The sequence below is a fragment of the Stenotrophomonas sp. GD04145 genome (genome assembly GCF_029835135.1).
GTDB classification, from domain to species: domain Bacteria; phylum Pseudomonadota; class Gammaproteobacteria; order Xanthomonadales; family Xanthomonadaceae; genus Stenotrophomonas; species Stenotrophomonas maltophilia_P.
Map to the genome: position 1 here is coordinate 1 of NZ_JAODZG010000070.1, position 10,633 is coordinate 10,633.

Sequence of the window (10,633 nt, forward strand, 5' to 3'; positions counted from 1 at the left end):
CGGCGCCCCGCCCCGCCCACGACCTTTTGGCACACCGCTTGCAGCTTCCCGGGCAACGTTCCCGTGGGAGTGCATCGTGCGCAACCTGATTACCGACTACCTGGGCGTACATGCCCAGGCCATGCCGTTGCGCGAACAGCGGATGAAGCTGATCGCCAGCAATCTCGGCAATGCCGATACCCCCGGCTACAAGGCCCAGGACCTGGACTTCGACGCCGCCCTGCGCAGCGCACAGGGACAGGATGGCAACGGCCTGATGGCCACCACCCACGAGCAGCACTATGCGATCAACAACGGCCTGAATCCGTTCCAGATCGCGCGCGAGGGTGTCCAGCCCAGCCTTGACGGCAATACCGTCGATCCGGATGCAGAGCGCGCCGCCTACGGTCGCGCCGCGCTGGAGTACCGCGCATCGCTCAGCTTCGTCGAGAGCAAGGTCCGTTCCATGCTGACCGCGATCACGGGGCAATAAGCCATGAGCAACCTGCCGATCTTCGACATCGCCGGCTCCGCGCTGCAGGCGCAGTCGGTGCGCATGAGCACCATCGCCTCCAACCTGTCCAACGCCGACACCGTTGCCGGCTCGGCCGAGGCCGTCTACAAGCCGCTGGAGCCGATCTTCCAGGCGGTCACGAGCAAGGACGACCCGAACATCACCTCGGTGCAGGTGAAGGAAATCACCCGCAGCGAGGCAGCGCCGATCAAGCGCTACGAGCCCGGCCACCCGCTTGCCGACGCCGACGGCTACATCTACCAGCCTGACGTCGATCCTGTCGCGCAGATGGTCAATCTGATCTCGACCTCGCGCAACTACCAGGCCGGCGTGGAGATGTTGACCACCGCCAAGGAACTGGCCCTGGCCACCCTGACCATGGGCCGCTGAGGCCCGCAGTACCGGATACCGCCATGACCACTGCCGTCAACAACCAGACCAGCCAGGACGTCTACTCCGCACTGGGCCTGAATGCTCCCAACAGCAACGCCACCAAGAAGAAGAACACCCTGGACCAGGCCGACTTCCTGCGCCTGATGACCGAGCAGCTGCAGCACCAGGACCCGCTCAAGCCCATGGACAACACGCAGATGGTCGCGCAGATGGCGCAGATGTCGACCGTGCAGGGCATCACCGACCTGAACACCACGGTGCAGGGCTTCCAGCAGTCGATGGCCAGCGACCAGGTGCTACGTGGCGCCGCGCTGGTGGGGCACCAGGTGCTGGTGCCGTCCGAGAAGCTGGTGCTGGAGAACGAAGGCAGCGTCGAGGGCACGGTGGCCGCGCCCGGCGCCGGCATCATCACCGTGGACATCACCGATGCCAACGGCGCCAAGGTCACCTCGATCAGCGTCGAGGCCAAGGCCGCGGGCGAAACCGCATTCCAGTGGGATGGCAAGGATGCCGCCGGCAACCGCATGGAGCCGGGCAAGTACAGCGTGGTCGCCAACCATGTCGATACCGCTGGCAAGAGCACCAAGCTGTCCACCTATGTGCAGGCACCGGTGGAAAGCGTGACCGTCGGTTCCGATGGCCTGTACCTGAACCTCAAGGGCCTGGGCACGGCCCCGATCGACTACGTGCTCCGCGTCAGCTGAGCCGCCTACCCGCATCTACCAGGAGCATCCCATGGGCTTCAATGTCTCGCTGTCCGGCATCAATGCCGCCAACTCCGACCTGAGCGTCACCGCCAACAACGTCGCCAACGTCAACACCACCGGCTTCAAGCAGTCGCGCGCCGAGTTCGCCGACCTGTTCGCCGCCACCAGCTACGGCCTGTCGAAGAACGCGGTCGGCTCGGGCGTGCGCGTCTCCAACGTGGCCCAGCAGTTCATCCAGGGCAACAACGAGCAGACCGGCCGCAGCCTGGACATGGCGATTTCCGGTGAGGGCTTCTTCACCATGAACATGAACGGCCAGCGGGTGTACTCGCGTGCCGGCAACTTCCAGACCGATGCCGCAGGCTACGTGACCAACCCGCAGGGCGCGCGCCTGCAGGTGTTCGCGCCCAACACCGACGGCACCAACTTCGACGCCGGTCGCATGATCGACCTGCAGCTGCTGACCACCGACAGCCCGCCCCGGCAGACCAGCGATGTAAAGGTTGGTTTCACCCTGCCGGCCAACGCCAAGGAACCGACGGTGCAGCCGTTCGATGCCACCAATTCCAACAGCTACAACCACTCCAGCGGCGGCATTACCGTGTATGACTCGCTGGGCGTGAGCCACATCCAGGTGTCGTACTTCGTCAAGGAAGCCGGCGTCAACCAGTGGACCGTGCACAACTTCGTCGACGGCGAACCCGCAGGTACCCCGACGCCGGTCACCTTCGACAACAGCGGCAAGCTGACCGCACCGGCCAACGGCAGGATCAGCCTCGGCACGTTCACCCCGACCACCGGCGCGGGCGAGTTGAACATGACCCTGGACGTGAGCGGCTCGACCCAGTACGGCGAGAAGTTCGCCCTGCGCAACACCCAGCAGGACGGTTACGCCGCGGGCAAGCTCAACGAAATCACGGTGTCGGACACCGGCGTGGTCTACGCACGCTACTCCAATGGCGACGACAAGCCGCTCGGCCAGGTTGCGCTGACCACCTTCAACAACCCGCAGGGCCTGGAGCAGAAGGGCAACAACGTGTGGGCGGAGACGTTCGATTCGGGTACGGCCCGTACCGGAATGCCCGATACCTCCAACCTCGGCAAGATCCAGGCCGGCTCGCTGGAGGCGTCCACTGTCGACCTGACCGAGCAGCTGGTCAACATGATCACCGCGCAGCGCAACTTCCAGGCCAACGCACAGATGATCACCACCCAGGACCAGATCACCCAGACCGTCATCAACATCCGTTGATGAGCCGCTGACCCTGTCACGGAACTCCCCGCATGGATAAAGCCCTCTACGTGGCGATGACCGGTGCCCGCGCCTCCCTGCAGGCGCAGGGAACGCTCAGCCACAACCTCGCCAACTCCGATACCCCCGGCTTCAAGGAAGCGCTGGCCAATACCGAGGCCTTCCCGATCCAGGGCCGGGGCTTTGCCTCGCGGGTCGATGCGCTGCATGTCGACGCCGGCTTCAACCGCCGGCCCGGTGCGCAGCACATCACCGGCAAGCCGCTGGACCTGGCGCTGCAGACCGGCACCTGGCTGGCCGTGCAGTCCAGCGACGGCAGCGAAGCGTACACACGCGGCGCGGCACTGTCGGTGACACCGAACGGTCAGTTGGTGACCTCCGGTGGGCGCCCGGTACTGGATGACAACAACAACCCGATCGCCATTCCGCCTTACCAGGCGATGGAGATCGGCAACGACGGCACGATCTCGATCATCCCGCAGGGTGAAGGCCCGCAGACCATGGCCATGATCGGCCGGATCAAGGTGGTGCAGGCACCGGACGAACGGCTCGAGCGCGGTCTTGATGGCCTGTTCCGCAACACCGATCCGCTGCAGCCGTTCGCCCAGGCCCTCGGGCCCACCGTGCACAGCGGCCAGCTGGAGGGCAGCAACGTCGATGCCGCCGGTGCACTGGTGCAGATGATCCAGCTGCAACGCCAGTACGAAATGCAGGTGCAGGTGATCAAGCACGGTGATGACAACGCACGCAGCGCCAACAGCCTGCTGCGACTGGGCAGCTGACGGAATTCCGCCGGCGCCGCGTAACGGCACTGGCACACCGCTTGCACGCCGTACCCCATGGGCCGCAGCACGCGGCCGGTTTCAGCCAGACAGGACTCCGAAGATGAACCAGGCATTGTGGATCGCGAAAACCGGACTGGATGCGCAGCAGATGCGCATGTCGGTGGTTTCCAACAACCTCGCCAACACCAACACCACCGGCTTCAAGCAGGACCGCGCCAGCTTCGAGGATCTGTTGTACCAGCAGGTCCGCCAGCCGGGCGGCGCATCGTCGGCGCAGACCCAGCTGCCGACCGGCCTGCAGCTGGGCACGGGCGTGCGCGTGGTGGCCACCGCCAAGAACTTCGAGCAGGGCAGCCAGCAGCAGACCGGCCGCGCGCTGGACGTGATGGTCAATGGCCGGGGCTTCTTCGAGGTGCAGCTGCCCGATGGCAGCTCCGCCTACACCCGCGACGGCTCGTTCAAGATCAACCAGGACAGCGAACTGGTCACCAACAGCGGTTACCCGGTGCAGCCCGGCATCCAGATTCCCGAAGGCGCGCAGTCGGTGACCATCGGCAGCGACGGCACCATCAGCGTGAAGATGGCCGACGACGCCGCATCGGTGGAAATCGGTGCGCTGACCCTGACCGACTTCGTCAATCCCGCAGGCCTGCAGGCGCGCGGCGAGAACCTGTTCCTGGAAACCACCGCCTCGGGGCCGGCGCAGAACGGCAATCCGGGCCTGAACGGGCTCGGCAACGTGGTCCAGGGTGCGCTCGAGGGCAGCAACGTGAACGTGGTGGAGGAGCTGGTGTCGATGATCGAAACCCAGCGCGCCTACGAGATGAACGCCAAGGCGATCTCGACCACCGACTCCATGCTGGCCTACCTCAACAACAAGATCTGACCGGCCCAACCGGGATAACGCCATGTCGCCCACTTCCACCCTCGCCCGCACTGTCCTCGCCAGCACGGTGGCCGCCCTGCTCGGCGGCTGCGTGATTGCCGGCGACGTGCGCCCCTACCCCGCGATGGCGCCGCTGCAGCCGATCATGCCGCCCCAGGCGGAGCCGACGGCCGGTGCGATCTATGCGGCAGGGCCAACCCTGCAGCTGTACTCGGACCGCCGCGCGCGTGATGTCGGCGACCTGCTGACCATCACGCTGCTGGAAAACACCACCGCGCAGACCAGCGCCAACACCGCCACCAACAAGGAATCGAATCTGAGCCTGGGGACGCCCTCGATCTTCGGTGCGCCGGTCACCCTGGGCGGCAAGGACATCCTCAGCGCCAGCGCCAAGGGCGCGCGCGACTTCACCGGCAAGGGCAACAGCGCACAGAGCAACCGCCTGCAGGGCAGCGTCACGGTCACCGTGATCCAGCGCCTGCCCAATGGCAACCTGGTCGTGCAGGGACAGAAGAATCTGCGCCTGAACCAGGGCGACGAGCTGGTGCAGGTGCAGGGCATCGTGCGCCCGGGTGACATCAGCCCGGACAACACCCTTCCCTCCAGCCGTGTGGCCGAGGCCCGCATCGTCTACGGCGGCCGCGGTCCGGTCGCGCAATCCAACGCGATGGGCTGGCTGAGCCGCTTCTTCAACTCCGGCCTGACGCCGTTCTGAGCATGGCCATGACGCTTACCTTCTTCTCTTCCTGGCACCGTCTGTCATCGCTGTGCTGCCTGGTGCTGCTGGCAGTGGCTGCGCCCGCCAATGCCGAGCGCATCAAGGATCTGGCCCAGGTCGGCGGCGTGCGCGGCAACGCGCTGGTCGGCTACGGCCTGGTGGTCGGCCTGGATGGCAGTGGCGACCGCACCAGCCAGGCCCCCTTCACCGTGCAGAGCCTGAAGAACCTGCTGGGCGAGCTGGGCGTGAATGTGCCGGCCAACGTCAATCCGCAGCTGAAGAACGTCGCCGCCGTGGCGATCCACGCCGAACTGCCACCGTTCGCCAAGCCAGGGCAGCCCATCGATGTCACCGTGTCCTCGATCGGCAACGCGGTGTCGCTGCGTGGCGGCTCGCTGCTGATGGCGCCGCTGCGCGGTGCTGATGGCCAGGTCTACGCCATCGCACAGGGCAACCTGATCGTGGGCGGCTTCGGTGCCCAGGGCAAGGATGGCTCGCGGGTGTCGGTGAACGTGCCCAGCGTCGGCCGCATTCCCAACGGTGCCACGGTCGAACGCGCGTTGCCGGATGTCTTCGGTGCCAACGGCGAAATCACCCTGAACCTGCACAACAACGACTTCACCACCGTCTCGCGGATGGTCGCCGCGCTCAACAACGCCTTCGGCGAAGGCGCGGCACGCGCCGTCGACGGCGTGACTGTGGCGGTGGCCGCGCCGACCGACCCGGGTGCACGCATCGGCCTGCTTGCCCGCATCGAGAACCTGGAGCTGACCCCGGGCAGCGCCCCGGCCAAGGTCGTGGTCAACTCGCGTACGGGCACGGTGGTCATCGGCCAGCAGGTCCGCGTCGGCCCTGCGGCGATCTCGCACGGTTCGTTGACGGTGACCATCCAGGAGAACACCAACGTCAGCCAGCCCAACGCACTGGCCGGCGGCAGCACGGTGGTCAGCCCGCAGTCGACCATCACCGCCACCAACGATGGCAGCCGCATGTTCAAGTTCAATGGCGGGACCACACTGGATGAGATCGTGCACGCGGTGAACGCCGTCGGCGCCGCGCCGGGCGACCTCATCGCGATCCTGGAAGCACTGAAGCAGGCCGGCGCGCTGAGCGCCGAACTCGAGGTGATCTGACATGCGCATCACCCCCGCCTTCGAGCTGAATCCGGCGCAGCAGAACGACCCGGCCAGGATCGACAAGGTCGGGCGGCAGCTGGAAGGCCAGTTCGCGCAGATGCTGGTCAAGAGCATGCGCGATGCCAGTTTCGGCGACTCGCTCTTTCCCGGTGAGAACAAGATGTTCCGGGAGATGTACGACCAGAAGATCGCCGAGGCGATGACCCGTGGCAAGGGACTCGGGCTGTCGGCCATGATCACCCGCCAGCTGTCCGGAGCGACCGCCGAAGGACCGGCGCTGGATACCGGCATCGGCGCTGCGAAGGCCAGCCGGGCCTATCAGCTCAACGCGCCCGCCAAGGCGGCGCCGTCGCTGCCGCTGGAGGACGCCGGCCAGGCCGTACGCATGCTGCAGCAGATGGCCGCAGGTGCACAGCAGGATGCATCGGCCGCCATCGCGCCGATGGAACAGGCCCTGGACCTGATCGCCGGCCGCGAAAGCAGCAGCGTCCACCGGTCGCTGGGCACCGATGATCCCTACATCGCCGGGCTTGACGGCCCCGACTGGGCAGCCCGCAACGACCAGTGGGCCGCCACTGCCAGCAACCGTGGCAGCGGCACTACGACCGATGCGCTGGCGACCCGCACCGCGGTAGCCCAGCTGGGTGCGCATACCCCGGAAGGCTTCGTCGCCAGCATCTGGCAGCACGCGCAGAGCGCAGCCAGGGAGCTGGGCGTGGACGCACGCGCGCTGGTTGCGCAGGCCGCACTGGAAACCGGCTGGGGCAAGCGCCAGATCAAGCACGCCGATGGCAGCACCTCGCACAACCTGTTCGGCATCAAGGCCAATGGCTGGAACGGGCAGCGTGCGGTGGCCGGCACCCATGAGTACGTCGATGGCGTGCGCCGTAATGAAACCGCAAGCTTCCGCGCCTACACCTCGCCGGCCGAGAGCTTCGCCGACTACGTGCGCCTGCTGAAGACCAGCCCGCGCTACCAGCAGGCCCTGCAGGCCGGCACCGATGTGCAGGGCTTCGCCCGGGGCCTGCAGCGGGCCGGCTATGCCACCGATCCGCGCTACGCGGCCAAGATCGCCGCGATCGCCGGCGGCCCGACCATCGAGCGTGCCGTCGCCGCCGTGACCGATGCCGGCAGTCGCCTTGGCCAGACCTTCGCCAGCACCGCAACAGCGGCGCTGGGTATCACCCGTCGTTGAGGAACCCCATGTCCAGCGTACTTTCCACCGGTACCGGTGCCCTGCTCGCCTTCCAGCGCGCCCTGGCAACCACCAGCCACAACGTGGCCAACCTCAACACGCCGGGTTACAGCCGGCAGAAGGTCAATTTCGCCACGGCCGATCCGCAGAACTTCGGCTACGGCACGGTGGGCAACGGCACGCGCATCACCGACATCCGGCGCACTGCCGACCAGCTGGCGATCTCGCGCCTGCTCGACAGCAGCGGTGAGCTGGCACGCCTGAAGCAGTTGTCCGGCATGGCCGACCGAGTCAACGCCCTGTTCTCCGACGCCGCCACCAACGTCGCAGGCGTCTGGTCCAACTTCTTCGATTCGGTCAGCGGCCTGTCTTCCAATGCCTCCGGCACGGCCGACCGGCAGAGCATGCTGGACGGTGGCAAGGCCCTGGCCAACCGTTTCGTGCAGCTCAATACCCATCTGAACAACCTCAACAGCGAGGTCAACAACGGCCTGCTCGCCGGAGCGACCGAGGTCAACCGGCTGGCGCAGGAAATCGCCCAGATCAACGGCGCCATCGGCACCAACATCGCCAGCGCGGCCCCGGACCTGCTCGATCGCCGCGACCAGCTGATCTCGCAGCTGATCGGCTATACCGGTGGCACCGCGGTGATCCAGGACGGCGGCGTGATGAACGTCTACACCGCCGGCGGCAACGCACTGGTGGTCGGCACCACCGCCACCCGGGTCACCACCGTGGCCGATCCGTACCAGCCCGAGCGCCTGCAGCTGGCACTGGAAACGCAGGGCAACACCATCACCCTGGATCCCAAGGCCGTCGGCGGCCAGATCGGTGGGCTGATGGAGTTCCGCGACACCGTGCTGACCCCGGCGCAGGCGGAACTGGGCAAGCTGGCGATCGGCCTGGCCGACAGCTTCAACCAGGTCCACCACCAGGGCGTGGATCTCTACGGCCAGCTCGGCGGTGACTTCTTCAACATCGGCACGCCGCGGGTGACGGCCAACAGTGGCAACAGCGGGACGGCCAGCATCAGTGCCAGCTTCGGCGATCTCGGCAAGCTGGACGCGCAGAACGTCGTCCTGCAGTTCGATGGCACGCAGTGGAAGGCGAGCCGCGCCGACACCGGCGCCAGCATTCCGTTGACCGGCACCGGCACTGCGGCCGATCCGCTGATGATCAACGGCGTCGAGCTGGTGGTCGGCGGCACGCCGGCAATCAACGACCGCTTCCTGCTGCAGCCCACCGCCGGCGTGGCCGGCAGCCTGGAGATCGCCATCACCGATCCCTCGCGCATCGCAGCCGCGGCTGCCGTGAAGGGCGCCGCCGCCACCGCCAATACCGGTACGGGCAAGCTCAGCGGCGTCTCCGTGACCGATGCCGGCCATGCGGACCTGCGCAATCCTGCGGCGATCGTCTTCACTTCCGCCACCACCTACACCATCGATGGTGGCCCACCGCAGACCTACACCCCGGGCCAGACCATCAGCGCCAACGGTTGGAGTTTCGTTCTCGACGGTGCACCGCGCACCGGCGACACCTTCAACATCACCCCGACCCCGGCCGGCTCTTCGGACAACAGCAACGCGGCAAGGCTGGCCAAGGTGGAGAGCGCCAAGGCGTTCAGCAGCGGCACCGTCACCCTGAACGGCGCACTGGGCGGGCTGACCACCCAGGTCGGCGCGGCAGCGCGCTCAGCCGAGTACTCGCTTGAAGCGCAGCTGGTGATCAACGAGAAGGCCCAGGACGCGCGCGACGAGATCTCCGGCGTCAACCTGGATGAGGAGGCGGCGAACATGCTCCGCCTGCAGCAGGCCTACCAGGCCGCCTCGCAGTTGATTTCCACTGCCGACAACATGTTCCAGACCATCCTGGGAGCCGTCCGCCGATGAGCAGCCGCATCTCCACCGGAATGATGTTCAACCAGTCGGTGACGCTGATGCTGGCCAAGCAGGCCAAGCTCAATCACCTGGAGCAGCAGATCGCCACCGGCAGCAAGATCGTCAGCGCCAAGGACGATCCCGTGGCCGCGGGCACCGCCGTGGGCCTGGACCGCAGCCTGGCGGCACTCGAGCGCATGGGCCTCAACGCCGGCAACGTGCAGAACCGGCTCGGCGTGCAGGAGAACACGCTGGCCCAGGTCAATGACCTGATGGGCCGCGTCAGCGACCTGACGTTGCAGGCCAGCAATCCGGCGCTGAGCGCCGCGGACAAGAAGACCCTGATCACCGAGCTGAACCAGATCCGCGACGGCCTGCTGTCGCTGGCCAACAGCAGCGATGGTACCGGCCGCTATGTATTCGGTGGCACCCATGACGGCGATGCGCCGTTCGCCAAGATCGACGGCAAGGTGGTCTATCGCGGCGACCAGACCCAGCGCCAGGTGGAAGTGGGGCCGGACACCTACGTGCTCGACGCCCTGCCCGGCAGCGAGATCTTCATGCGCATTCCGACCGGCGATGGCTTCGTCGACGGCAGCGCCGCCGCAGGCAACACCGGCAAGGGCGTGCTGACCAACATCACCCGCGACGGCAGCGACAGCTGGAACGGCCAGGCCTTCAGCGTGCGCTTCACCGCCAGCGATCAGTACGAGGTGCTGGACGCAACGGGCAACGTGACCAGTACCGGCTCCCTGAAGCCCGGCGACGAACTGGAAGTGAACGGCGTGCGCCTGCAGATCACCGGCGCTGCCGAGCCCGGCGATACCTTCAACGTGCAGCCGGCCGGCAGCCGCGACATCTTCGCGACGATGGACAAGCTGATCGCCGCACTCGACGCCGATACCGGCAGCACCGCGCAGCTGGCGGCGCAGCAGAACCAGCTGCAGAGTGCATTGCGCGACGTCGGTCGCGCGTCCGAGCGGATGATCGATTCGCGTGCTGCCGGCGGATCGCAGCTCAAGGCGCTGGACAATGCAGCGGACATGCGCGAAGCCAACAGTGTGACGTTGAAGACCACCCTGTCACAGATGCGCGACCTGGACTACGCCGATGCCCTGAGCCAGTACCAGTTGCAGAGCACCGCGCTGCAGGCTGCACAGACGATCTTCTCGCAGATGCAGTCGATGTCGC

Annotated in this window: 11 protein-coding genes; all 11 read left to right on the plus strand. The window is 66.7% G+C overall.

Annotation, left to right across the window (positions count from 1 at the left end; all coding sequences use genetic code 11):
• Positions 1 to 76 precede the first annotated feature (76 nt).
• Entirely contained in the window at positions 77 to 472 is a 396-nt protein-coding gene (gene flgB / locus N7367_RS18675; protein WP_053517917.1) for a flagellar basal body rod protein FlgB, read from the plus strand.
• Positions 473 to 475: 3 nt separating this feature from the next.
• Positions 476 to 883, plus strand: coding sequence for a flagellar basal body rod protein FlgC (gene flgC / locus N7367_RS18680; RefSeq protein WP_053517916.1), 408 nt, complete (start codon positions 476 to 478; stop codon positions 881 to 883).
• Positions 884 to 906: 23 nt separating this feature from the next.
• Positions 907 to 1,590 (plus strand): flagellar hook capping FlgD N-terminal domain-containing protein, encoded by a 684-nt coding sequence (locus N7367_RS18685; RefSeq protein ID WP_053517914.1) that lies wholly within the window; start codon positions 907 to 909, stop codon positions 1,588 to 1,590.
• Between the two features lie 31 nt (positions 1,591 to 1,621).
• The gene (flgE, locus tag N7367_RS18690) at positions 1,622 to 2,845 is read left to right on the plus strand and encodes a flagellar hook protein FlgE (RefSeq protein WP_279942979.1); all 1,224 of its coding nucleotides are present in this window, start codon (positions 1,622 to 1,624) and stop codon (positions 2,843 to 2,845) included.
• Positions 2,846 to 2,877: 32 nt separating this feature from the next.
• Positions 2,878 to 3,627, plus strand: a complete 750-nt coding sequence (locus N7367_RS18695) for a flagellar basal body rod protein FlgF (protein WP_277381747.1) — start codon at positions 2,878 to 2,880, stop codon at positions 3,625 to 3,627.
• 103 nt (positions 3,628 to 3,730) lie between these two features.
• Complete coding sequence (flgG, locus tag N7367_RS18700; protein WP_053517910.1) at positions 3,731 to 4,516, plus strand: flagellar basal-body rod protein FlgG; 786 nt, start codon at positions 3,731 to 3,733, stop codon at positions 4,514 to 4,516.
• Positions 4,517 to 4,538: 22 nt separating this feature from the next.
• Positions 4,539 to 5,231, plus strand: coding sequence for a flagellar basal body L-ring protein FlgH (gene flgH / locus N7367_RS18705; protein WP_253118440.1), 693 nt, complete (start codon positions 4,539 to 4,541; stop codon positions 5,229 to 5,231).
• A gap of 2 nt (positions 5,232 to 5,233) precedes the next feature.
• Positions 5,234 to 6,367, plus strand: coding sequence for a flagellar basal body P-ring protein FlgI (locus N7367_RS18710; protein ID WP_164152917.1), 1,134 nt, complete (start codon positions 5,234 to 5,236; stop codon positions 6,365 to 6,367).
• Between the two features lies 1 nt (position 6,368).
• Positions 6,369 to 7,565: a flagellar assembly peptidoglycan hydrolase FlgJ gene (gene flgJ, locus N7367_RS18715; protein WP_279942980.1), complete on the plus strand. Its 1,197-nt coding sequence runs from the start codon at positions 6,369 to 6,371 to the stop codon at positions 7,563 to 7,565.
• A gap of 8 nt (positions 7,566 to 7,573) precedes the next feature.
• The gene (gene flgK, locus N7367_RS18720) at positions 7,574 to 9,454 is read left to right on the plus strand and encodes a flagellar hook-associated protein FlgK (protein WP_279942981.1); all 1,881 of its coding nucleotides are present in this window, start codon (positions 7,574 to 7,576) and stop codon (positions 9,452 to 9,454) included.
• Positions 9,451 to 10,633: flagellar hook-associated protein FlgL (gene flgL, locus N7367_RS18725; RefSeq protein WP_279942982.1), on the plus strand; the 1,183-nt coding region annotated here is incomplete at its 3' end. The genes flgK and flgL, both read left to right, overlap by 4 nt.